17 protein-coding genes are annotated in these 23,286 nt (G+C 60.0%); 10 read left to right on the forward strand and 7 right to left on the reverse strand.

All coding sequences use genetic code 11. From position 1 onward, the window contains the following. The first annotated feature begins 9 nt into the window (after window positions 1-9). Window positions 10-195: a carbon storage regulator CsrA gene (gene csrA / locus ACZZ0B_RS05200; RefSeq protein ID WP_008088573.1), complete on the forward strand. Its 186-nt coding sequence runs from the start codon at window positions 10-12 to the stop codon at window positions 193-195. Window positions 196-198: 3 nt separating this feature from the next. On the opposite strand, the gene ACZZ0B_RS05205 is transcribed toward csrA, so the two are convergent. The 4 genes from ACZZ0B_RS05205 to ACZZ0B_RS05220 all read right to left on the reverse strand — a co-directional run bounded on the left by ACZZ0B_RS05205 (window position 199) and on the right by ACZZ0B_RS05220 (window position 5,479). Continuing rightward, window positions 199-426: a YheU family protein gene (locus ACZZ0B_RS05205; RefSeq protein ID WP_003192759.1), complete on the reverse strand. Its 228-nt coding sequence runs from the start codon at window positions 424-426 to the stop codon at window positions 199-201. 201 nt (window positions 427-627) lie between these two features. Next, complete coding sequence (locus ACZZ0B_RS05210; protein WP_463544518.1) at window positions 628-1,818, reverse strand: osmoprotectant NAGGN system M42 family peptidase; 1,191 nt, start codon at window positions 1,816-1,818, stop codon at window positions 628-630. A 139-nt stretch (window positions 1,819-1,957) separates the two neighbouring features. Then, window positions 1,958-3,703: an N-acetylglutaminylglutamine synthetase gene (gene ngg, locus ACZZ0B_RS05215; RefSeq protein WP_463544519.1), complete on the reverse strand. Its 1,746-nt coding sequence runs from the start codon at window positions 3,701-3,703 to the stop codon at window positions 1,958-1,960. Between the two features lie 3 nt (window positions 3,704-3,706). Further along, entirely contained in the window at window positions 3,707-5,479 is a 1,773-nt protein-coding gene (locus ACZZ0B_RS05220) for an N-acetylglutaminylglutamine amidotransferase (RefSeq protein WP_463544520.1), read from the reverse strand. 358 nt (window positions 5,480-5,837) lie between these two features. Here ACZZ0B_RS05220 and ACZZ0B_RS05225 point away from each other — a divergent pair, with 358 nt between their 5' ends. Beyond that, a complete protein-coding gene (locus ACZZ0B_RS05225) occupies window positions 5,838-10,616 on the forward strand; it encodes an NEL-type E3 ubiquitin ligase domain-containing protein (RefSeq protein WP_463544521.1) in 4,779 nt (1,592 codons plus the stop codon). A 3-nt stretch (window positions 10,617-10,619) separates the two neighbouring features. On the opposite strand, the gene mnmC is transcribed toward ACZZ0B_RS05225, so the two are convergent. Next, on the reverse strand, window positions 10,620-12,599 hold the full coding sequence (gene mnmC / locus ACZZ0B_RS05230) for a bifunctional tRNA (5-methylaminomethyl-2-thiouridine)(34)-methyltransferase MnmC2/FAD-dependent 5-carboxymethylaminomethyl-2-thiouridine(34) oxidoreductase MnmC1 (RefSeq protein WP_463544522.1): 1,980 nt from the start codon (window positions 12,597-12,599) through the stop codon (window positions 10,620-10,622). Window positions 12,600-12,826: 227 nt separating this feature from the next. Between mnmC and pap the strand changes: the two genes are divergently transcribed. Further along, window positions 12,827-14,341, forward strand: coding sequence for a polyphosphate:AMP phosphotransferase (gene pap, locus ACZZ0B_RS05235; RefSeq protein WP_158830337.1), 1,515 nt, complete (start codon window positions 12,827-12,829; stop codon window positions 14,339-14,341). Window positions 14,342-14,443: 102 nt separating this feature from the next. After that, complete coding sequence (locus ACZZ0B_RS05240; protein ID WP_008079757.1) at window positions 14,444-15,628, forward strand: thiolase family protein; 1,185 nt, start codon at window positions 14,444-14,446, stop codon at window positions 15,626-15,628. A 101-nt stretch (window positions 15,629-15,729) separates the two neighbouring features. Here ACZZ0B_RS05240 and ACZZ0B_RS05245 read toward each other — a convergent pair whose 3' ends face one another. Next, complete coding sequence (locus ACZZ0B_RS05245; protein WP_440096485.1) at window positions 15,730-15,933, reverse strand: DUF6316 family protein; 204 nt, start codon at window positions 15,931-15,933, stop codon at window positions 15,730-15,732. 210 nt (window positions 15,934-16,143) lie between these two features. Here ACZZ0B_RS05245 and ACZZ0B_RS05250 point away from each other — a divergent pair, with 210 nt between their 5' ends. Beyond that, window positions 16,144-17,097, forward strand: a complete 954-nt coding sequence (locus ACZZ0B_RS05250) for a DMT family transporter (RefSeq protein WP_463544523.1) — start codon at window positions 16,144-16,146, stop codon at window positions 17,095-17,097. A 79-nt stretch (window positions 17,098-17,176) separates the two neighbouring features. Here the strand turns inward: ACZZ0B_RS05250 and ACZZ0B_RS05255 are convergent, their stop codons facing one another. Continuing rightward, window positions 17,177-18,571, reverse strand: a complete 1,395-nt coding sequence (locus ACZZ0B_RS05255; protein WP_463544524.1) for a class II fumarate hydratase — start codon at window positions 18,569-18,571, stop codon at window positions 17,177-17,179. Between the two features lie 194 nt (window positions 18,572-18,765). On the opposite strand from ACZZ0B_RS05255, the gene ACZZ0B_RS05260 reads away from it, so the two are divergent. From ACZZ0B_RS05260 to ACZZ0B_RS05280, 5 genes are all read left to right on the forward strand, one after another. Next, complete coding sequence (locus ACZZ0B_RS05260) at window positions 18,766-19,287, forward strand: DUF2059 domain-containing protein (RefSeq protein WP_008079765.1); 522 nt, start codon at window positions 18,766-18,768, stop codon at window positions 19,285-19,287. Window positions 19,288-19,299: 12 nt separating this feature from the next. Then, the gene (locus tag ACZZ0B_RS05265; RefSeq protein ID WP_440096483.1) at window positions 19,300-19,599 is read left to right on the forward strand and encodes a BolA family protein; all 300 of its coding nucleotides are present in this window, start codon (window positions 19,300-19,302) and stop codon (window positions 19,597-19,599) included. Window positions 19,600-19,895: 296 nt separating this feature from the next. Further along, a complete protein-coding gene (gene trhO, locus ACZZ0B_RS05270; protein ID WP_440096482.1) occupies window positions 19,896-20,837 on the forward strand; it encodes an oxygen-dependent tRNA uridine(34) hydroxylase TrhO in 942 nt (313 codons plus the stop codon). 35 nt (window positions 20,838-20,872) lie between these two features. Next, window positions 20,873-21,475 carry a DsbA family protein gene (locus ACZZ0B_RS05275; protein WP_177323301.1) on the forward strand — a complete coding sequence of 201 codons (603 nt, stop codon included), beginning with the start codon at window positions 20,873-20,875 and terminating at the stop codon, window positions 21,473-21,475. Continuing rightward, complete coding sequence (locus tag ACZZ0B_RS05280; protein ID WP_008079769.1) at window positions 21,468-23,285, forward strand: ABC transporter ATP-binding protein; 1,818 nt, start codon at window positions 21,468-21,470, stop codon at window positions 23,283-23,285. Before ACZZ0B_RS05275 ends, ACZZ0B_RS05280 begins: the two co-directional genes overlap by 8 nt. The last annotated feature ends 1 nt before the right edge of the window (window position 23,286 follow it).

The raw sequence follows: 23,286 nt of genomic DNA on the forward strand, positions 1-23,286 counted from the left end.
ACGAACCTCATGCTTGTACTCAGCCGTGTTGTTGGTGAGTTGATTTCCATCGGTGACGATATTTCCCTGCGTGTGCTGTCGGTCAACGGCTCCAGCGTACGCTTTGGTGTCGACGCGCCGCAGAACGTCAATGTGCACCGTGCCGAAGTCTACGACCGAATCCAGCGCAAGCAGCGCGCAGAAAAGGCCCGCTGAGGGTCAGTCGAACAGGTGCTTGGGCACGTCGTGCTTGAGCATCAACTGGCACTGTTCGCTTTCCGGGTCGAAGACGATCAGCGCCTGACCTTTGGTCAACGCTTGCCGTACGCGCAGCACGCGGGTTTCCAGCGGCGTGTCGTCGCCATTGTCGGTACCGTCACGGGTGACGAAATCTTCGATGAGGCGGGTGAGGGTGTCGACTTCAAGAGCGTCGTAGGGAATGAGCATGGGCACCTCGGCTGAATCAATGTCGGGATGCTACGGCGAATGCCGGTTGCCTGCCAGTTTTGTGTAGTCAGTACCGCCCTCATCGCTGGCAAGCCAGCTCCCACAGGGTTTGAAGGCGTTCACGAATATGCGATTCACCGCAAAAACTGTGGGAGCTGGCTTGCCAGCGATGGGGCCAGCCCTGCCATAACAAAAACCGGATCAGCTATCGGAACGCTGCCCCACCAGACTGTCCACCGACGGCACCCGCGTATCGCTTTCCATCTGCGTGTCATGTTCGATTTGATGACTGAAGCGATCCAGCGATGCATTCGCTGGCGCCGCATCACTCGCAAACACCGGCGGGCTCAGAATGTACGCGCCCAACAACCGGCTCAACGCCGCCAGACTGTCGATGTGCGTGCGCTCATAGCCATGGGTTGCATCACAACCAAACGCCAGCAGAGCGGTACGAATATCGTGCCCGGCCGTCACCGCCGAATGCGCATCGCTGAAGTAATAGCGGAACAGATCACGGCGTACCGGCAGCTCGTTTTCAGCGGCCAGGCGCAGCAAATGCCGCGACAAGTGATAGTCATACGGCCCGCCGGAATCCTGCATCGCCACGCTCACCGCGTGCTCGCTGGAATGCTGCCCCGGCGCGACCGGCGCAATGTCGATGCCGACAAATTCACTGACGTCCCACGGCAATGCCGCCGCCGCGCCACTGCCGGTTTCTTCAGTGATGGTGAACAGCGGGTGGCAATCAATCATCAATTCCTGGCCGCTGTCGACGATGGCTTTCAGCGAAGCCAGAAGCGCAGCAACGCCAGCCTTGTCATCGAGGTGGCGGGCGCTGATGTGTCCGCTTTCGGTGAACTCCGGCAGTGGATCAAACGCCACCACATCGCCGACACTGATGCCCAGCGAATCGCAATCGGCCTTGGTCGCGCAGTAGGCGTCCAGACGCAATTCGACGTGATCCCAACTGATCGGCATCTCATCCACCGCGGTGTTGAACGCATGCCCGGACGCCATCAACGGCAACACACTGCCGCGAATCACACCGTTGTCGGTGAACAGGCTGACCCGGCTGCCCTCGGCGAAACGGCTCGACCAGCAACCGACCGGGGCGAGGGTCAGGCGACCGTTGTCTTTCACCGCGCGGACGGCGGCGCCGATGGTGTCGAGGTGCGCGGAGACTGCGCGGTCAGGGCTGTTTTTCTTGCCCTTGAGCGTGGCACGTATGGTCCCGCGCCGGGTCATTTCGAATGGGATGCCGAGTTCTTCGAGACGCTCGGCGACGTAGCGCACGATGGTGTCGGTGAACCCGGTAGGGCTGGGAATGGCGAGCATTTCCAGGAGGACTTTTTGCAGGTAGTTGAGATCCGGTTCGGGGATTTGCGGGGTCATGGAAACTCCTGATGGGTTGAGCACTGATCGTTCCCACGCTCTGCGTGGGAATGCAGCCCGGGACGCTCTGCGTCCCAAATGGACGCGGAGCGTCCGGTGAGGCGTTCCCACGCAGAGCGTGGGAACGATCAGGAAGGGGTTAAATGGCCGGCTGACTGTGCGGAAACAACAAATCGACAAATCGCTCCGCCGTCGGCTGCGGCTCATGGTTGGCCAGCCCGGCGCGTTCGTTGGCCTCGATAAACACGTACTCCGGCTGATCCGCCGCTGGCACCATCAAGTCGAGGCCAACCATGGGAATGTCCAGCGCCCGCGCCGCACGCACCGCCGCATCGACCAGCGTCGGATGCAGAATCGCCGTGACGTCTTCCAGCGTGCCACCGGTGTGCAGATTCGCCGTACGCCGCACAAACAAATGCTCACCCGCCGGCAGAATGCTGCTGTAGTCATACCCGGCCGCATGCAAGGTGCGCTGGGTTTCGTGATCCAGCGGAATCTTGCTCTCGCCACTGGTGGCCGCCTGGCGACGCCGACTCTGCGCCTCGATCAACGCACCGATCGAATGCTGACCATCGCCGACCACTTCCGCCGGTTTGCGAATCGCTGCCGCGACCACTTCAAAACCGATCACCAGAATCCGCAGATCAAGGCCTTCGTGGAAACTCTCCAACAGCACGCGGCTGTCGAACTGCTTGGCCGCTTCGATGGCCTGCTGCAGCTCTTCGATGGTCTGCAGATCCACCGCAACGCCCTGGCCCTGTTCACCGTCGAGCGGCTTGACCACCACCCGTTGATGCTCATCGAGAAAGGCCAGATTGTCGTCGGCATTGCCCGCCAATTGCTGAGACGGCAGATTCAGACCGGCCGCTTTCAGCACCTTGTGCGTCAGGCTTTTGTCCTGACACAGGCTCATGCTGATCGCACTGGTCAGGTCGCTCAGCGATTCACGGCAACGCACGCGACGACCGCCATGGCTGAGCGTAAACAACCCGGCGTCAGCGTCATCCACCTGCACATCAATGCCGCGCCGATGCGCTTCTTCAACGATGATCCGCGCGTACGGATTGAACTGCGCCTCCGGGCCGGGGCCAAGAAACAGCGGCTGGTTGATACCGTTCTTGCGCTTGATCGCGAAGGTCGACAGGTTGCGGAAACCGAGCTTGGCGTAGAGGCTTTTTGCCTGACGGTTGTCGTGCAACACCGACAGATCCAGATAGCTCAAACCGCGACTCATGAAGTGCTCGATCAGATGTCGCACCAGCACTTCGCCAACACCCGGCCGCGAGCATTGCGGATCAACCGCCAGGCACCACAGGCTGCTGCCGTTTTCCGGGTCGTTGAACGCCTTGTGATGGTTCAGGCCCATGACGCTGCCAATCACCGCGCCGCTGTCCTCATCCTCCGCCAGCCAATACACCGGGCCGCCCTGATGGTGCGGGGTGAGCAGCGTGGCATCGATCGGCAACATGCCGCGTGCCGAATACAGCAGGTTGATCGCCTGCCAGTCCGCCTCGCTCTGCGCACGGCGTATACGGAAGCCGCGAAACACGCGAGTGGCCTGGCGGTAATCGCTGAACCACAGGCGCAACGTGTCGGATGGGTCGAGAAACAGCTGCGTCGGTTCCAGGCCGAGAATCTGCTGCGGCGCGGCGACGTACAAGGCAATGTCGCGCTCGCCGGGTTGCTCATTGAGCAACTCGCGAGCCAGCGATGCCGGGTCGGGAAAGGTGTGGCCGATCAGCAACCGGCCCCAGCCGCAATGCACCGCAATGGGGTCGGCCGCCAGGGTGCTGCCATCTTCGGCCAGCCGTGCCTGCAAGCGTTCGTAGGACGGTGTCTGACCGCGAATCAGGCGTTGGTTGATGGCCGTGGCGTGGGGTTTCATCGATCAGATTCCTTGTTCACTGAGCCACAGGTTCAGGGCCGCCAGTTGCCACAGTTTCGAGCCGCGCAATGGCGTCAGTTGGCCTTGCGGATCAGTCAGCAGTTTGTCGAGCATGGCCGGGTTGAACAGGCCGCGATCCTGACTCGGATCGAGCAGCAGTTCGCGCACCCAGTTCAGCGTGTCGCCTTGCAAATGCTTGAGACCGGGCACCGGAAAGTAACCTTTCTTGCGGTCGATCACTTCACTTGGAATGACCCGGCGCGCGGCTTCTTTCAGCACCTGCTTGCCGCCATCCGGCAGCTTGAATTTGCCCGGCACACGGGCCGACAGTTCAACCAGTCGATAGTCGAGAAACGGCGTGCGCGCTTCCAGGCCCCAGGCCATGGTCATGTTGTCGACGCGTTTGACCGGATCGTCGACCAGCATCACCGTACTGTCCAGACGCAAAGCTTTGTCGACTGCCGCATCAGCGCCGGGCTGTGCGAAATGCTCTTTGACGAAGTCGCCAGCGGCATCATTCACGGTCAGCCATTTCGGTTGTACGGTGGCCGCATAGTCGTCGTAACTGCGGTCGAAGAACGCGTTGCGATAGGCTGCATAAGGATCGGCCGCGCCATCGACTTGCGGGTACCAGTGATAACCGGCGAACAGCTCGTCCGCGCCCTGGCCGCTCTGTACCACCTTGCAGTGCTTGGCCACTTCGCGCGACAGCAGATAGAACGCGATGCAGTCATGGCTGACCATCGGTTCGCTCATCGCGCGGAACGCGGCGGGCAGTTGCTCGATGATCTCTTTCTCGTCGATGCGCAGTTGATGGTGCTGCGTGCCGTAGTGCTTGGCGATCAGATCCGAATACTGGAACTCGTCGCCGCGCTCGCCGCCGGCATCCTGGAACCCGATGGAAAAGGTCGACAGGTTTTCCACGCCGACTTCACGCAACAGACCGACCAACATGCTCGAATCGACACCGCCGGACAGCAGCACGCCGACATCGACGGCGGCACGTTGACGAATCGCTACCGCTTCGCGAGTGCTGTCGAGCACGCGGTCGACCCAGTCTTCCAGCGTCAGATTTTTCTCGTCGTCGTGTGGGCCGTAAGGCAGCGTCCACCAGGTTTTCTGCTCGGTGGTGCCGTCGGCTTCAACACGCATCCAGGTCGCTGGTGGCAGCTTTTCAACGCCAGCCAGCAGGGTGCGTGGCGCAGGGACCACGGCATGGAAATTCAGGTAGTGATTAAGCGCCACCGGATCGAGAATCGGGTTGATGTCGCCGCCCTTGAGCAGCGCCGGCAGGGCCGAGGCAAAACGCAAACGCTGGCCGGTGCGCGACAGGTACAGCGGCTTCACGCCGAGACGGTCACGGGCGATGAACAGGCGCTTGGCGTCGCGCTCCCAAATGGCAAACGCAAACATGCCGTTGAGTTTCGGCAGCAGCGCTTCGCCCCAGGCGTGATAGCCCTTGAGCAGCACTTCGGTGTCGCCACCGGAATAGAAGGCATAGCCCAGCGCTTCGAGCTCAGCGCGCAATTCCGGGAAGTTATAGATCGCGCCGTTGAAGGCCAGCGACAGGCCGAGTTGACTGTCGATCATCGGCTGCGCCGAGCCGTCCGACAGGTCCATGATTTTCAGGCGACGATGACCCAGGGCAATCGGCCCTTGAGCATGGAAGCCCCACGCATCAGGGCCGCGAGGCGCCAGGTGATGGGTGATTCGCTCGATGGCTGCAAGGTCTGCAGGTTGTTGATCAAAACGTAACTCGCCAGCTAATCCGCACATAAAGTCCTTACCGGTTTTTCCGTTGGGGAGGGTGTTTCTTCAGCGGCCAAATGGCCGGTACTCAGAAACTGACCCGGTGCGGTGGTGGGAGTTTTAGAACGATGAGTTATAAGCGCGTGGATTCGACCCTGCGCAATGACGCGACTTGCCTCATCTCACTTAACAGCTGATTGAAATCGAATGGCGGTATATAGATATTTTATCGGTGCAAAAAACTGTTGAATCAGCTGGATTTCAGGCGTTTTTTTAGGTTTTTTATTCTTCCTCGGTGTTGATATGGTCGACGTTCGAACCTCGCAATAAAGGACTATTGCAGATGCCGACCACAGAAATAAAAACGCAGTCTCCGGATTTGACTTTGAACACGTTGCTTGACGCCACTGGCGATCTCGACAGCGCCGAAGCCTTGCAAAAAAGCCTGCCTGCTTTTTTGCTGAAATGTTCAGCCATCCAACTCGCGGCGATTGATCGAACCACCCGGGAGTTGCATGCCGTTCAACTGACAGTCCAGAGGGAGCTGGACACGCTCAAGCCGTTGCACACCTTTTGTATCGATGAGCTGAACCTCGCGCTGCGCCACAAATGGCCAGTGAATTTCGACGTAGAAAAAGATTTCCTGAGCTTGCCGGGTGCCGATTGCGGTTGCGAGCCCCTATCGACGGACGAAAACGGCGTACAAACCTTTCCGGCTGCCACGCAGACACTGTTACAAGCGGCAATGCAGAACTTCACCGCTGAGGAAACCGCAGGTGATTTTCCTGTCGGCGGTCAGGTTGTCGTGCACAGCGCCACGGCTGGCGTCAGCGGTTTGACCGTGGCGGCCTTTGCCGGACTATGCCGAGAGCTGGACCTTGGCAAACGCTACCAGGCGCATTTTCAGCAGGTCTTCGGTCTTTTGGGGGCTGACGGCAAGGTCGTGGTACGCAACACCATGATTCGCGACATGGCGAAAATGAAAAAGCTGTTGTTGCAAATGGACACCCACCTTGCCGCGATCAGACATCACATCTCACCTGCCGGTTTGCAGGCCGTGCAACGGCTGATTGACGCCGAGGGTGTGGCGTCGGCAGCGACGCTGCACTACAACGACCAGACACTGATGATGCAAGGCCTGGAGATTTTCAACAGCTGCGTCTGGGGTGTCGTGGTGTTTTCCGCCCATTCGTTCGAAACGCATCCTCAAGAACCGTGCCTGGTGTATATGGCGGGAGAGCCCGAGCGCGCGTTGTACGAGTACCCGAGTTTCAATGCGTTCAAACAGTACCTGACGCAAAAGTTGAAGGATCGGCGCTACAAGGATTACTTCGCCAACAGCATTGATGAAGATGACAAGGCAGATTTTTTCAAGGCTGTTGCCGATTCCGCTGAGCTGGAATCCATCAGGTCATTGCCGATCACGGTGCCGTTGTTCGAGTTCATGGTGCAAAGTCACGTGGGCAAAATGCAGGTTGATGCACGCAAACTGGCGGTGCCGACCGCCGATATTGATGATGATGCACGCCGCAAACGTCTGCTGGACTTTCTCCAGCTCGGTGTCAGCGTTGCCTCCGTAGCAGGACTCTTTGTACCGGTTCTCGGCCAACTGATGATGGGTGTTGCGGTAGGGCAATTGCTTGGCGAGGTGTATGAAGGCGTCGAGGACTGGCAGCGGGGCGACCAGCAGGAAGCGCTGTCACACTTGCTCGGCGTCGTGGAAAACATCGCACTGATGGGCGTGTTCGCGGGGGGCCAGAAAGTCGTTGGCGCGCTCGGACGCCATCTGGTGCGCTCCCACCCGACGTTCTTTGGCCAGTTCACCGCGATTTACAATCAGGCCGGCAAACCGCGCCTGTGGAAGCCAGATTTAAGCCCTTACGAGCATGACCTTCCACGCGGATTCACGCTGGCCGACGGTGCCGAAGACCTTCATCAAATCGGCAGCAGGTTTTACGGTCGGGTCGGGCACCGAATCCTTGCGGGCACTACCGATTCGGCAGCGCGTAGCTGGCGTCTGCAACATCCCGGGCGCCCTGAAGCGTTCACCCCTGTGCTTGAACGTCACGTCGAAGGTGGCTGGCGCACTCCGGCCGAAGACACCGAACAGTGGCGCAGCGCGGCGTATACCCTCAAACGTATCGATCCACAGCTGTGTGATTTTACAGATGTCGAACTGGACATGATGCGCAGGATCAGCGGCGACCGCTACGAAGCGTTGCAGCGTGCCTTGCGCGACAATCTGCCACTGTCATCGCGGCTGCGCGACAGCGTGGAGCGACTGCGTACAGAGCGACGGTTACGCGTGCTCATCGGCGAGCTTGAGCGGGGCGAAACCCACTCAGGGCAACCTGTGCATGAACAATTGCGTGCGTTGCCAAGGATGCCCGGCTGGCCGACAGACCGCTACATTGCGGTCACCGATGCCGCCGGCGAAGTCACGGCAACCTACCCCCTCACCACGGTGCGCGATGATCGTCTGAGTGTGGTGATCACTGAAGACCAGTTGGCCGAAGGTCAATTGCTGCAAACGGTGATCGATGGTTTGTATCAGAAGGAAGTCGATGCCTTGCTGGGGGGCAATCCCGGTCGTCAAAACGAGCGCGAGATTCTCGCTAAAAAACTCGGCTCACGGCTCAAGGCTGATCGTCCGGCGGTGTTCCAGCGAATGTATGAACGCTACGACCGGATCGAGGCTGACGATGTGCAGAAGCTGCGCAATACGTTTGTCGACCTGCCGGCGCGCCATGCGCAGCGTCTTATCGATCAGGCGCCGAGTGTCGAGCGTCTGCATCTGCTTTCTAGCGGTCGAGTGCCTGTCGGTCTGGCACAGAAGGTCAGGGCCGCGACCCATCAGGTACGTGTTGATCGTGCGCTGATCGGGCTTCATTTGCCGGCAATGGCCAATCCGGACACTGAAAAGCTGGCCATACAGTTACTGCCTCATTTGAGCGGCTGGGATGCGCAGCTGCGGCTTGAGTTACGAGAAAAAAACCTGAACGGGCCTTTGCTGGAAGCGATTGGTGCTGAGCCGGCGACGCCCTTGAACACCCGCTATTTGGTTAAATCCAGTGGCGGGTATGAGGTGTTTGACGGCGACAGCAAATCGCTGGGACGGGTTGAAGCGGGGGCTGACGATCTCTATCACGCCATTCTCAAGGCGCTGGCTCCTGCGCAACGTGCCGCCGCCGGATTCCCCGACCCGGTGCCTGTTGATGGGGCTCGGCTACGCAACAAACTGCTTGAAACTGCACTGGACGAGCGCGAGGTGACTGCGCGTACATTGACCACCGGCAAGTCTGAGCCGGTTGTTTTCGAGCCGACTTGTGTGCAGGCCGATCAGGTGATGACAACGACTCATCCGCGAGCACTGCTGCGCAAAGTCTTGAGGCTTTTCCCCAGCTACAGCGAAGCCCAGGCCAGCCAATTGATCGATCAACTGGGCAATGACCCGCTGACCCGGGCAACCGGTGTAAAAGCGTTGCGTGAGAATCTGCAAAGCCTGCGCGATGCACTGCAACTCTGGAGCGAGGACGAGCCAGCGATAAGGGCGCTCGGCGGGGATTGGCAAGAAGTGCGTCGTAGTCGCAAAGCCACCGCTGAACTGATCGAGGACAGTTTTCGGCGACTTTTATGGGTCAGAGACGTCGATGGTCAACCCGTTTGTACGTTGAATCTGGACGGCATGCGAGTCGGCAAACTGCCCACTCTGCCACCTGGTCTGAAGTTCGACCACATCAAGCGATTGTCGTTGAGGAACATGGAGCAAGGGGACGATATCGCGTATTTCCTCCGCTCGTTCAAGCAAGTTGAATCCCTGGAGCTTGATCGCAACAAGCTCACTCGGCTGCCGGAAATTCTCTCGTTCATGCCTGATCTTGGCCGGTTGAGCCTGGCGGGTAACCAGATCAAGCTGACCGAGCAGACGCTGCTGAAACTGAGCCAGTTGCGCACGCTTCACAGTTTGAACCTGAGCGGCAATCCGCTGGGGGCAACCCCGGATGTCAGCCATATGTTGAAATTGCGCTCTCTGGCACTGCGCGAGACCGGTGCTACGGAGTTGCCCAACGGTCTGGCACGTTTGCCGAATCTGGATTGGGTGGATTTGCGCAACAACGAAATAAAGGTATTGCCGGATTGGCTCTTCAAAACCCCGCGACGTTTCAGTCAGACACTTAACCTGCGATTCAATCCACTGTCCGACGTCAGCAACACGCACCTGTCGAATTACCGGGAAAACATCGGCGTCGGCATGGGCTATCTGGATAACGATAATGCCCGTCTCGACGAAAACCAGGCGCGATCGCTCTGGTTCACTGACGGCGCGGGGGAGGACTGGAATCGTCGTAACCGAATCTGGACGGCATTCAAGGATGATCCGAGGGCCGAAGGATTATTCCATCTGCTGGCGGAACTCAGTCATACCGCCGATTCCGAAAAAGCGACCCAAGACATGCATCGACGGGTCTGGGCGGTACTCGAAGCGGCGGAGCAGCGAGCGCCGTTGTACGAACAGATCCTCGATCTGGCGGCCAATCCGATCAACTGTACGGACAGTGCGGCGATAAACTTCAGTCATCTGGAAATCGCCGTTGAAGTCGACAGGGTGATCAACCCTGCTGAAGGTCGGGTAAATGGTGCCAAACCCCTGATCAAACTCGGCCGTGGTCTGTTCCGCCTGGATCAGTTGAACCAGATCGCTCAAGAACATGCTGACAAGAATCCGACCGCCGATCCTTTGGAGGTCAACCTCGCGTATCGCACCGGCCTCGCCGATGACCTGGATTTGCCGGGCCAGCCGCGGTTCATGCGTTATGCACTACTGGGCGGTGTGACCCCTGCCGATCTGGACATCGCGAAGAACAGGATCGTTGCGGCTGAAGCTTCAGCGCAGTGGGTGACGTTTCTGCAGCGCCAGCCATTCTGGTGTGATTACCTCAAACGCACGTTCAGCCGCCAGTTCACCAGTATTGACGAGATTTTTTCACCGCAACTGGATGCAGTGTTCGGGCAGGCGAGCACACTCAGTTCCGCGGATTATCTCAGTCAGATGGATGCGATCAAGTTCCAGCGCGAACTGGCTGAGGAAGCTGTGCTGACACGCCTGACCGACGATGCAATACGTCTGGTTAATCTGGGGATCTGCGCCATGCCCCAAGGGTAAGAGCTACTTGCCGCGAATCAGACGGCGCAACGCAAAGCGATTGGGGTGGCACGCCTCGGCGACACTTCGCGGCAGCGGCAACGGTTCGTTGTCGAGCCAGGCGGCGAGCAGTTCACCCGACAGCGGTGCGGTGATCAGACCGCGAGAACCGTGGCCGCTGTTGACGTAGAGCCCGTCAAGCCACGGGCAGGCCACGTCCGGAACCTGGCGGGCATCTTTGGCTAACGTGGCGTATGCCTGATTGAACGTATCGCGGTCGGAAACGGGGCCGACGATCGGCAAATAGTCAGGGCTGGTGCAGCGGAAGGCAGCGCGGCCCTGAAGGTTTTCGACAGGCTGTGCGCTGATGTGCAGACACGACACGAGGTCGCTGGAGATTTCTTCGAGCATCGCCAGATTGCCTTGGTGTTCGGCGATGGTCGGGGTCAGGTCATCGCTGTTGAAATCGAAGCTCGCACCGAGGGTATGTTCGCCCAAACGTGCCGGGGCGACGTAGCCTTCGGCGCAGACCACGGTGGTCAGCGCTCGGCTTTCTGCGGTCTCGGCAAGGCGGGTGATTTGTCCGCGAATGCGCTTGAGCGGCAGCTCGGCACTTTGCGCAAAACGTTTGATCTCGGCGGCGCCGGCCAGCACCACGACCGGTGCGCTGGCCAGTAAGCGGTCACCGTCGAAGGCTTGCCACTGATCGTCGACTTTGCGCAGTTCCAGTACGTCACGATGGCTGAGCAGTTCGATGTTCGGCTGCGCGGCTTGCGCCTGACACAGCGCCGGTGGATGCACCCAGCCGCCCTCGGGATAGTACAAACCGCCGTGGGCCAAAGCGATGCCGGCGCGGTGTTGCGCTTCGGGCTGGTCGAGCCATTGCAGTAAATCCTCGGGGAAGGCTGCGGCCAATTGCGCGTGGCGCTCGGCTTCCTTGACATTGAACGCCAGTTGCAGCACGCCGCAATCGTCCCAATCGGTGCCGCGTTGCAGGGTTTCCAGCAAGCGACGGGTGTAGCCGAAACCGCTGACGATCAATTGCGATAACGCGGTGCCGTGGGCGGAGAGCTTCAGATACAGCACGCCCTGCGGATTGCCCGAGGCTTCTTGCGCCACGCCATCGTGGCGCTCCAGCAAACTCACTTGCCAACCGCGCGCGGCGAGGCTGGAAGCTGTGGCGCAACCGGCCAGTCCGGCGCCGATTACCAGTGCACGACGTTCGCCTGTCACTGGGGCAGGGCGGGCGAACCAGGGTTTTTCCGGGGCGGGTGGCGCAACGTCTGACGGCCAACCGAGGAACTCGCCACGCAGAATTTCCCACTTATGGCCAATGCCCGGCGTGCGTTTCATTTTGAAGCCGGCGGCGTTGAGCAAACGGCGCACCCAACCGGTACTGGTGAAGGTGCTGATGGTCGAGCCGGGTGCCGCCAGTCGCGCCAGTTCGACGAACAGTTCGGCGGTCCACATGTCGGGGTTTTTCGCCGGAGCGAAGCCGTCGAGAAACCATGCGTCAATCTGTGCATCGAGTTGCGGCAGTTGCTCCAGCGCATCGCCGATCAGCAGGGTCAGCGTCACGCGACCGTCGGCCAATGTGATGCGCTGAAAACCTTGATGGATCGCAACGTAATGGCGTAGCAACTGGTCGGCCAGCGGCTTGAGTTCTGGCCACAAGGCCAATGCCCGTTGCAGATCGGCCGGGCTCAGCGGGTATTTTTCGACACTGACAAAATGCAGCCGCGCACCGGCCACGGCGTGTTGCTCGAACAATTGCCAGGCACAGAGAAAATTCAGCCCGGTGCCAAAACCGGTTTCGCCGATGACCAGTCGCCCACCGGCCCCCAGCGCAGCAAAACGCTCGGCCAAGCGGTTTTGTTCGAGGAACACATAACGGGTTTCATCCAGACCGGATTTGTCGGAAAAATACACGTCATCAAACACTCGCGAACGCGGGCGTCCCTGGTCATCCCAATCGAGTTGGGCGTGGGGCAATACGGGTTTCATGGCAGGCTCGGCAACGACAAGGCGGCCATTCTAGCCGATCGGGCGAGGGGTGCTTGATCCATGGCAATGTCTGATCCAGGGGGCCATGGAAAATGTCAAAAGATCGCAGCCTTCGGCAGCTCCTACAGGGTGGATTGCATTCCAGTGTAGGAGCTGCCGCAGGCTGCGATCTGTTCAGAGGTTGTCATCATCCGCTAGTCTTGCTGAACCCTGGAAGGAGCCGTCCAATGTTTGAATCCGCTGAAATCGGTCACGCCATCGACAAAGACACCTACGAGGCCGCCGTCCCGGCATTGCGCGAAGCGCTGCTGGAAGCCCAGTTCGAGTTGCAGCAGCAAAAACGTTTCCCGGTGATCATTTTGATCAACGGCATCGAAGGTGCGGGCAAGGGTGAGACGGTCAAGTTGCTCAACGAGTGGATGGATCCGCGGCTGATCGAGGTGCGCACCTTCGATCAGCAGACCGATGAAGAACTCGCACGGCCACCGGCCTGGCGTTATTGGCGGATGCTCCCGGCCAAAGGGCGGATGGGGATTTTCTTTGGTAACTGGTACAGCCAGATGCTCCAGGGGCGGGTGCACGGCTTGTTCAAGGACCCGCGTCTGGATCAGGCCATTGCCGGAGCCGAACGTCTGGAAAAGATGCTCTGTGACGAAGGCGCGTTGATCTTCAAATTCTGGTTTCACCTGTCGAAGAAGCAGATGAAGGCGCGACTCAAAGCGTTGGCCGACGATCCGCTGCACAGTTGGCGCATCAGCCCGCTCGACTGGCAGCAATCGGAGACCTACGACAAATTCGTCAAATACGGCGAGCGCGTGCTGCGCCGCACCAGTCGCGACTATGCACCGTGGCATGTGATTGAAGGCATGGACGCTCATTACCGTAGCCTGGCGGTCGGCAAGATCCTCCTTGAAGGTCTGCAAAATGCGTTGAAACGTCCGGATGTGCATCCTCACGATGTCAGCGCCGCGCCGCTGGGCACGCCGGTCGATCAATTGAATTTGCTCGACAGCCTTGACCTGACCCAGCGCCTCGACAAGAAAGATTACGAAGAACAATTGATCACCGAACAGGCGCGGCTCTCGGGCTTGATGCGCGACAAACGCATGCGTCGCCATGCACTGGTCGCGGTGTTCGAAGGCAACGATGCGGCGGGCAAGGGCGGGGCGATCCGTCGGGTCGCGGCGGCGCTCGACCCGCGTCAGTACAACATCGTGCCGATTGCCGCGCCGACTGAAGAGGAACGTGCGCAGCCATACTTGTGGCGGTTCTGGCGGCACATTCCGGCGCGCGGCAAGTTCACCGTGTTCGACCGCTCGTGGTACGGCCGCGTGCTGGTGGAGCGGATCGAGGGCTTCTGCACGCCCGCCGACTGGCTGCGCGCCTATGGGGAAATAAACGACTTCGAAGAGCAACTGGCCGATGCCGGGGTGATCGTCGTCAAGTTCTGGCTGGCGATCGACAAGGACACGCAGATGGAGCGCTTCCAGGAGCGCGAAGAGATCCCGTTCAAGCGCTTCAAGATCACCGAAGATGACTGGCGCAACCGCGACAAGTGGGATGCCTATCGCGCCGCCGTCGGCGATATGGTCGACCGCACCAGTTCCGAAATCGCGCCGTGGACACTGGTCGAAGCCAATGACAAGCGCTGGGCGCGGGTCAAAGTGCTGCGCACGATCAACCGCGCGCTGGAGGACGCTTTCGAAAAATCCGACAAGCATGCCAAGAAGCACAAGGACTGAGCCGATGGCCGCGCATACGCGGGGTGAATGATTGTCGCGGTCGGCAATCGGGTGGACTTATGCTCGGTCCACTCTCAACCGACCACAACAATGAGGTATGCCATGCGTGAAGTGGTGATCGTCGACAGCGTGCGGACTGGCCTGGCCAAATCCTTTCGCGGCAAGTTCAACCAGACCCGCCCCGATGACATGGCGGCTCACTGCGTCAACGCGCTGCTCACGCGCAATGACATCGACCCGGCCAGCGTCGAGGATTGCATCGTTGGCGCCGGTTCCAACGAGGGCGCGCAGGGTTACAACATCGGCCGCAACGTCGCGGTGCTCTCGCGTCTGGGCACTGGCACGGCCGGCATGACCCTCAATCGGTTCTGCTCGTCTGGCTTGCAGGCGATTGCGATTGCCGCCAACCAGATTGCCTCGGGTTGCAGCGACATCATCGTCGCCGGCGGTGTCGAGTCGATCAGCCTGACGATGAAAAGCGTCAACACCGATCACCTGATCAACCCGCTGCTCAAACAACAGACGCCGGGCATCTATTACACGATGGGCCAGACTGCCGAAGTGGTCGCGCGGCGTTATGGCGTCAGCCGTGAGGCGCAGGATCGCTACGCGTTGCAGAGCCAGATCCGCACTGCGCAAGCGCAGGCGGCCGGGTTGTTCGACGATGAAATTGTGCCGATGGCGGTGAAGTATCGCGTTGAAGACAAGAACACTGGCGAGGTGCAGATTCTCGATGGCGTAGTTGATCGCGATGACTGCAACCGTCCGGACACCACTTATGAAAGCCTCGCCGGGTTGAAACCGGTGTTCGCTGAAGACGGTTCGGTGACGGCGGGCAACTCGTCGCAACTCTCAGACGGTGCGTCGATGACGCTGGTGATGAGCCTGGAAAAAGCGCTGGAATTGGGCCTGAAGCCGAAAGCCTTTTTCCGTGGCTTTACCGTGGCCGGCTGCGAGCCGGACGAGATGGGCATCGGCCCGGTGTTCTCGGTGCCGAAGCTGCTCAAGGCGAAAGGTTTGCAGGTAGCGGACATTGATCTGTGGGAGCTGAACGAGGCGTTTGCTTCGCAGTGTCTGTACAGCCGTGATCGGCTGGAGATCGATAACGACAAGTACAACGTCAACGGTGGCTCGATTTCGATTGGTCACCCGTTTGGCATGACCGGGTCGCGGCAGGTCGGGCATCTGGTGCGTGAGTTGCAACGGCGTAATTTGCGTTACGGCATCGTCACCATGTGTGTGGGGGGCGGGATGGGTGCGACCGGTTTGTTTGAGGCGGTGCGCTAGGCCCTGAAAGATTTGTTGATTGATCTACCGCTATCGCGAGCAGGCTCACTCCTACAATTGGAATACGTTCCCCGGTAGGAGTGAGCCTGCTCGCGATGGCATCAACCGGATATCCGGTTGGCATCCTGTACCTGCATCCGCGCGATATAAGCTTTTATCTCCACTTCAGCTTTCTCGGCACTCTCAAACGGCCCCTCAAGGGTGTTTTCCCGAGTGCTGAAAAACAGTTCGCCATTGACCCGACACACGCGGTCGCTGCGAAAGTGCGTGGCGGGGGCGCTGTCGTGGGCGCGCATTCCTAACATGATCGGTCTCCTTGGCTGTTGCGCTGGAACGGATCCAATCAGCTTATGCCTGAAGCACTTGGCGCGCCCGCTCAGCCGATCAACGGCAGCGCGTCAATTTAATGCTGCGACCTGCACAGTTTCATTCGCGTCCTGGCCCCAACTGTCCCTGTGTCGCGCCCGGCGGCACGCCTAGAATGAGCGCACTCGTCAGCAGGTTTTGGGGTTCACATGCACATTTCATCCGGTCGCTGGGTCTACGGATTGTTCCTGGCGCTGCTGACTGCGTTTCTGTGGGGCATCCTGCCGATCAAGCTCAAACAGGTGCTGCTGGTGATGGACCCGATCACCGTGACCTGGTTTCGCTTGATGGTGTCCGGCAGCTGCTTGTTCATTTATCTGGCCGCGGTCAAACGCCTGCCGAGTCGTAAAGTGCTGGGGCCCAAGGGCGGCTGGCTGGTGCTGATGGCGGTGCTCGGCCTGGTCGGTAACTACGTGCTCTATCTCATGGGCCTTAATCTGCTCAGCCCCGGCACCGCGCAACTGGTGGTGCAGATGGGCCCGATCATGCTGCTGATCGCCAGTCTGTTTGTGTTCAAGGAGCGTTTCAGCATCGGCCAGGGCATCGGATTGCTGGTGCTGCTGATCGGTTTTGTACTGTTCTTCAATCAGCGTCTGGCGGAGTTGCTGACCTCGTTGTCGGATTACACCGCCGGCGTGTTGCTGGTGCTGTTGGCGTCGACGGTCTGGACGTTTTACGCGTTGGGCCAGAAGCAATTGCTGACGGTGTGGAATTCGTTACAGGTGATGATGGTGATCTACCTGTTCTGTGCGTTGTTGCTGACGCCGTGGGTGCATCCGCTCGAGGCGCTGGAACTGAGCCCGTTGCAAGGCTGGTTGCTGCTGGCGTGCTGCATGAATACGTTGATTGCCTATGGCGCGTTTGCCGAAGCGCTGGCGCACTGGGAGGCCTCGCGGGTCAGTGCGACGTTGGCGATTACGCCGTTGGTGACGTTTGGTGCGGTGGCGATTGCGGCGGGAGTCTGGCCGGAATACGTGCATGCCGAGCAGATCAACGCGCTGGGTTATGGCGGGGCGGTGTTGGTGGTGTTGGGCTCGGCACTGGTGGCGTTGGGGCCAACATTGATTGCCGGGCTCAAGGCGCGGCGCATGCGTATGGCCTGAAGATCAAAAGATCGCAGCCTGCGGCAGCTCCTACATGAGACCTGTGTAGGAGCTGCCGCAGGCTGCGATCTTTTGCTGTTTAGCCCTTGGCCCCAGCCTCAATCATATTCTCCGGCCGCACCCACGCATCAAACTGTTCATCGGTCAGATAGCCCAGCGCCAACGCCGCCTCACGCAAGGTCAGCCCCTCGCTATAAGCCTTTTTGGCGATTTCGGCGGATTTGTCATAACCGATGTGCGGGTTCAGCGCTGTCACCAGCATCAACCCACGCTCCAGATGCCGCGCCATGACTTCAGCGTCCGGCTCCAGCCCGGCAATGCAGTGCTGCTGGAAGTTGCTGCAGCCGTCGCCGAGCAAGCGAATCGATTGCAGCAGGTTGTGGATGATCACCGGTTTGTACACGTTCAACTGCAAGTGACCCTGACTGGCGGCAATGCCGATCGTCACGTCGTTGCCCAGGACCTGACAGGCGAGCATCGACAGCGCTTCGCACTGGGTCGGGTTGACCTTGCCCGGCATGATCGAGCTGCCCGGCTCATTGGCCGGCAGCCGCACTTCGGCAAAACCTGCGCGCGGGCCGGAGCCAAGCAGACGCAAGTCGTTGGCGATTTTCATCAGCGCCACGGCGAGGGTTTTCAGCGCACCGGAGAGGCTGGTCAGCGGTTCGTGGCCGGCGAGGGCGGCGAACTTGTTCGGTGCGGTGACGAACGGCAGACCCGACAGCGCCGCCAGTTCGGCGGCAATCGCTTCACCGAAACCGTGCGGCGAGTTCAGCCCGGTGCCGACGGCGGTGCCGCCCTGCGCCAGCTCACACACTGCGGGCAGCGCTGCACGGATCGCCCGTTCGGCGTAATCCAGCTGCGCGATAAAACCCGACAATTCCTGACCGAAGGTGATCGGCGTCGCGTCCATCATGTGCGTGCGCCCGGTTTTCACCAGTTTCATATGGCGCGCGGCGAGTTCGGCGAGACCACCGGACAGCTCGGCAATCGCCGGCAGCAGCTGTTCCTGCACGGCTTGCGCGGTGGCGATGCTCATGGCGGTGGGGAAGCAGTCGTTGGAGCTTTGCGAGCGGTTGACGTGATCGTTCGGGTGCACCGGCGTCTTGCCGCCGCGCGGGTTGCCGGCCAGTTCGTTGGCGCGACCGGCGATCACCTCGTTGACGTTCATGTTGCTTTGGGTGCCGCTGCCGGTCTGCCAGACCACCAACGGGAACTGGTCGTCGTGCTGGCCGTCGAGGACTTCGTCGGCGGCTTGTTCGATCAGGCGGGCGATGTCGGCGGGCAGGTCGCCGTTGCGGTCGTTGACCCGGGCGGCGGCTTTCTTGATCAGGGCCAGGGCGTGCAGCACCGGCAGCGGCATGCGTTCCTGACCGATGGCGAAGTTGATCAGCGAGCGTTGCGTCTGAGCACCCCAGTAAGCATCGTCCGGGACGTCGATCTGGCCCAGGCTGTCGGTTTCGATACGGCTCATCGTGCACACTCCTGTTGGTCTGTTTGCGCAGTTTAGGCCGGCTTCGGCCCGGGTGGTTCCATCGAATCGATTGTTGACCGGTAAAACCCCGTCAATCAAGCGCGGCAAGGCTTGGGGGGTTGAGCCGCGGCGTTTTTTAGGCGCAGAATGGTCGCCCTTGGGGTTTTACCTCGCTTTGCTTAAAAGGAAACTCGATGACTCGTCTTCGTGCCATCTGTACCGCGGTTGCACTGGTTTGCGCCAGCGGCCAGGTGCTTGCCGATACCGCCAGCCACAACGCCAGTGCCGAAGCTTTCCTGACCCTGGCACACGCTGACAAACTGGGCACTCCGGTGTACATGCAAGTCCAGCAAATGTTCGCTCAGCGTTTTGAGCAGACCAAAGCCCCGGAATCCAAGAAAGCCACGCTGGAAACCTACCAGGCCAAGGCCAACGCCGCCCTGGACCAGGCCATTGGCTGGAACAAGCTGAAGCCGGACATGGTCAAGCTCTACACCACCAACTTTAGCGAATCCGAGCTGAAGGATCTGGTCGCGTTCTACCAGTCGCCACTGGGTAAAAAAGTCCTGGAAAAAATGCCGCAGCTGACTCAGCAATCGGCCCAGATGACCCAGGCCAAACTGGAAAGCGCGGTACCGGTAGTCAACAAACTGCTGGAAGACATGACCAACGAGCTGGCCCCGAAAGGCGCTGCTCCGGCCAAGAAAAAGCCGTAAGCGGAGTTCGTGATGAGCATGCAACAACGCATCGAATCCACGCTGGGCCTGTTACAGCCTGAGCATCTGCAAGTGCTGGATGAAAGCCACATGCACAGTCGCGGGTTGCAGACCCACTACAAGGCAGTGGTGGTCAGCGCGCAGTTCGAAGGCCTGAACCGGGTCAAGCGCCACCAGAAAGTCTACGGCACGCTCGGCGAGCTGATGGGCGAGTTCCATGCGTTGGCGCTGCACACCTACACCCCGCAGGAATGGGCAGAGACCGGCGCCGCCCCGGCGTCGCCGACCTGTGCCGGCGGAAGCAAACACTGATTTTGGATGTGGCGGGATTTTTGTGGCGAGGGGATTCATCCCCGTTGGGTTGCGAAGCAGCCCCAAAAGCCACAGAACCCAATCTCCCTGAAAGACCGCATTCTCAGGGTTTGGGGCCGCTTCGCAGCCCAGCGGGGATAAATCCCCTCGCCACAGGTTTTGTGTTGTCACAGAAGACTCAGTAAATCCAAAACACATCGTGTTTTTGCTAGAATCCGCAACGCGCCGCTCACCCGGCGCGTTTTTTTTTGAATCCGGTTCACCCTTTGCGAGGGTAGCCACCTGGAGAAATACCCATGACACAACCGATTGTCGTGGCGGCACTGTATAAGTTCGTCACCCTCGAAGATTACGTCAACCTGCGCGAGCCACTGCTGCAAGCGATGGTCGACAACCAGATCAAAGGCACCCTGCTGATCGCCGAAGAAGGCATCAATGGCACGGTGTCCGGCACTCGCGAAGGCATCGACGGCCTGCTCGTCTGGCTGAAGAACGACCCACGCATGATCGACATCGATCACAAAGAGTCGTACTGCGACGAGCAGCCGTTCTATCGCACTAAAGTCAAACTGAAGAAAGAAATCGTCACCCTCGGTGTCGAAGGCGTCGACCCGAACAAAAAGGTCGGCACTTACGTTGATCCGCAAGACTGGAACGCGTTGATCAGCGACCCGGAAGTGCTGTTGATCGATACGCGCAACGATTACGAAGTGTCGATCGGCACCTTCGAAGGCGCCATTGATCCGAAAACCACCAGTTTTCGCGAATTCCCTGACTACATCAAAGAACACTTCAACCCGGCCGTGCACAAGAAAGTCGCGATGTTCTGCACCGGCGGTATTCGCTGCGAGAAAGCCTCGAGCTACATGCTCAGCGAGGGCTACGAAGAGGTTTACCACCTCAAGGGTGGCATTCTGAAGTACCTCGAAGAGGTGCCGCAGGAAGAAACCAAGTGGCAGGGTGACTGCTTCGTGTTCGACAACCGCGTGACCGTGCGCCACGACCTCAGCGAAGGCGACTACGATCAATGTCATGCCTGCCGCACACCGGTCAGTGTTGAAGATCGCGCCAGCGAGCATTACGTCGCCGGCATCAGTTGCCCGCATTGCTGGGACAAGCTGAGCGAGAAGACCCGGCGCAGTGCCATCGATCGGCAGAAGCAGATCGAACTGGCCAAGGCGCGCAACATGCCGCACCCGATCGGCTACAACTACAAGCAAGCATCCACCGAGGCTTAATCATGTCTGCACGCCTGCTCTATGTGATGGACCCGATGTGTTCGTGGTGCTGGGGTTTTGCTCCAGTGGCCAAGGCATTGGTGGAGCAGGCGCAGGCAGCCGGGGTCGAGCTGCATCTGGTGGTCGGTGGTTTGCGTACCGGCAGTGGCTCGGCGCTGGAGCCGACCACGCGGCGCTACATTCTCGAACACTGGCAAGCGGTCACCGAGGCCACCGGCCAGCCGTTCCAGTTCGACGGCGCGTTGCCCGATGGATTTGTCTACGACACCGAGCCGGCCTGCCGCGCGATCGTCACTGCGCGCAGCCTGGCGCCGGATTGCGCATGGACACTGGTCGGACTGATCCAGCAGGCGTTTTACGCCGAAGGTCGTGACGTTACCCAAGCCAGTGTGCTGGTGGAACTGGCAGAGCAGGCCGGCGTGCCACGCATCGAATTCGCCGCGTTGTTCGACCATGCCGATCAACACAAAGCCACTCAGGCCGATTTCAGTTGGGTGCAGGATCTGGGCATCGCCGGTTTCCCGACCCTGCTCGCCGAACGCAATGGCCAACTGGCCTTACTTACCAATGGCTATCAACCGCTCAGCGAACTGTCGCCGTTACTCGGCCGCTGGCTGGAGCGCGCCGCCTGTGCCTGACCTGGCCGATGACACGCCAGCCGTAAAGCGTGTCGACCGGCTGAGCTGGGCAGAAGTCCGGCGCCTGGCTCTCACACACAAAAAATCCCTGTGGATCGCTAACGGCGTGGCTGTTCTGGCGACGCTGTGCAGCGTGCCGATTCCGTTGCTGTTGCCGTTGCTCGTCGACGAAGTGCTGCTCGGCCACGGCGATGCTGCGTTGAAAGTCATGAACCATGTGTTGCCCAGCATGTGGCAGCAAGCGGCGGGCTATATCGGCCTGATGTTGTTAGTGACGTTGACCCTGCGCTGCGGCTCACTGTGTTTTGGCGTGTTGCAGTCGCGACTGTTCGCACGGCTGGCCAAGGACATTGTTTATCGCATTCGCGTGCGCTTGATCGAACGCCTCAAGCGCATCTCGCTGGGCGAATACGAAAGCCTGGGCAGCGGCACGGTGACCACGCATCTGGTCACCGACCTCGATACCCTCGATAAATTCGTCGGCGAAACCCTCAGCCGTTTTCTGGTGGCGATGCTGACGCTGGTCGGCACCGCGAGCATCCTCATGTGGATGCACTGGAAACTGGCGCTGCTGATTCTGCTGTTCAACCCGCTGGTGATCTACGCCACGGTGCAGTTGGGCAAACGCGTCAAGCACCTGAAGAAACTGGAGAACGACAGCACCTCGCGTTTCACCCAGGCGCTGAGCGAAACCCTCGACGCGATTCAGGAGATTCGCGCAGGCAACCGTCAGGGCTTTTTCCTTGGAAGGCTTGGCCTGCGGGCGCAGGAAGTGCGCAATTACGCGGTCAACTCGCAGTGGAAGACCGACGCCTCCAACCGCGCCAGTGGTTTGTTGTTCCAGTTTGGCATCGATATTTTCCGCGCGGCGGCGATGCTCACCGTGCTGTTCTCCGATCTGTCGATCGGCCAGATGCTCGCGGTGTTCAGTTACCTGTGGTTCATGATCGGCCCGGTCGAACAACTGCTCAATCTGCAATATGCCTACTACGCGGCGGGCGGTGCGCTCACGCGGATCAACGAGTTGCTGGCGCGTGCCGACGAGCCGCAGTATCCCGGCGGCGTCGACCCGTTCAAGGGTCGCGACACTGTGGGCATTCAGGTGCAAGGCTTGAGCTTCGGTTACGGCGATGAACTGGTGCTCGATCAGCTTGATCTGTCGATTGCCCCCGGTGAGAAAGTCGCAATCGTTGGCGCCAGTGGCGGTGGCAAAAGTACCCTAGTGCAATTGCTGCTGGGTCTGTACACGCCACTGTCCGGCACCATCCGCTTCGGCGGTTCGACCCAGCAGGAAATCGGCCTCGATACGGTTCGTGAAAACGTCGCGGTGGTGCTGCAGCACCCGGCTTTGTTCAACGACACCGTGCGCGCCAACCTGACCATGGGCCGCACACGCACGGACGAAGCTTGCTGGCAGGCGCTGGAAATTGCCCAACTGGAGGCGACTATCCGCGCCTTGCCCGATGGCCTCGACAGCATCGTCGGCCGCTCCGGCGTGAGGCTTTCTGGCGGTCAGCGCCAACGCCTGGCAATTGCGCGGATGATCCTCGCCGAGCCGAAAGTCGTCATCCTCGACGAAGCCACCTCGGCCCTCGATGCCGCCACCGAATACAACCTGCACCAGGCCATGGCGCGCTTCCTCAATGGCCGCACCACGCTGATCATTGCCCACCGTTTGTCAGCGGTGAAGCAGGCCGATCGCGTGCTGGTGTTCGATGGCGGGCAGGTGGCCGAAGACGGCGATCATCAACAACTGATCGCCGATGGCGGTTTGTACGCCAAGCTTTACGGGCATTTGCAGCGCCACTGAG

It is taken from the genome of Pseudomonas sp. AC247, from assembly GCF_979258015.1.

Bases quoted from the DNA above. Each gene is read 5' to 3' on its own strand.
- csrA (WP_008088573.1), top strand. From the start codon at position 10: ATGCTTGTACTCAGCCGTGTTGTTGGTGAGTTGATTTCCATCGGTGAC.
- ACZZ0B_RS05250 (WP_463544523.1), top strand. From the start codon at position 16,144: ATGCACATTTCATCCGGTCGCTGGGTCTACGGATTGTTCCTGGCGCTG.
- ACZZ0B_RS05205 (WP_003192759.1), bottom strand. From the start codon at position 426: ATGCTCATTCCCTACGACGCTCTTGAAGTCGACACCCTCACCCGCCTC.
- ACZZ0B_RS05210 (WP_463544518.1), bottom strand. From the start codon at position 1,818: ATGACCCCGCAAATCCCCGAACCGGATCTCAACTACCTGCAAAAAGTC.
- ngg (WP_463544519.1), bottom strand. From the start codon at position 3,703: ATGAAACCCCACGCCACGGCCATCAACCAACGCCTGATTCGCGGTCAG.
- mnmC (WP_463544522.1), bottom strand. From the start codon at position 12,599: ATGAAACCCGTATTGCCCCACGCCCAACTCGATTGGGATGACCAGGGA.
- ACZZ0B_RS05275 (WP_177323301.1), top strand. From the start codon at position 20,873: ATGTGTTCGTGGTGCTGGGGTTTTGCTCCAGTGGCCAAGGCATTGGTG.
- ACZZ0B_RS05245 (WP_440096485.1), bottom strand. From the start codon at position 15,933: ATGTTAGGAATGCGCGCCCACGACAGCGCCCCCGCCACGCACTTTCGC.
- ACZZ0B_RS05240 (WP_008079757.1), top strand. From the start codon at position 14,444: ATGCGTGAAGTGGTGATCGTCGACAGCGTGCGGACTGGCCTGGCCAAA.
- ACZZ0B_RS05255 (WP_463544524.1), bottom strand. From the start codon at position 18,571: ATGAGCCGTATCGAAACCGACAGCCTGGGCCAGATCGACGTCCCGGAC.
- ACZZ0B_RS05220 (WP_463544520.1), bottom strand. From the start codon at position 5,479: ATGTGCGGATTAGCTGGCGAGTTACGTTTTGATCAACAACCTGCAGAC.
- ACZZ0B_RS05265 (WP_440096483.1), top strand. From the start codon at position 19,300: ATGAGCATGCAACAACGCATCGAATCCACGCTGGGCCTGTTACAGCCT.
- ACZZ0B_RS05260 (WP_008079765.1), top strand. From the start codon at position 18,766: ATGACTCGTCTTCGTGCCATCTGTACCGCGGTTGCACTGGTTTGCGCC.
- trhO (WP_440096482.1), top strand. From the start codon at position 19,896: ATGACACAACCGATTGTCGTGGCGGCACTGTATAAGTTCGTCACCCTC.
- pap (WP_158830337.1), top strand. From the start codon at position 12,827: ATGTTTGAATCCGCTGAAATCGGTCACGCCATCGACAAAGACACCTAC.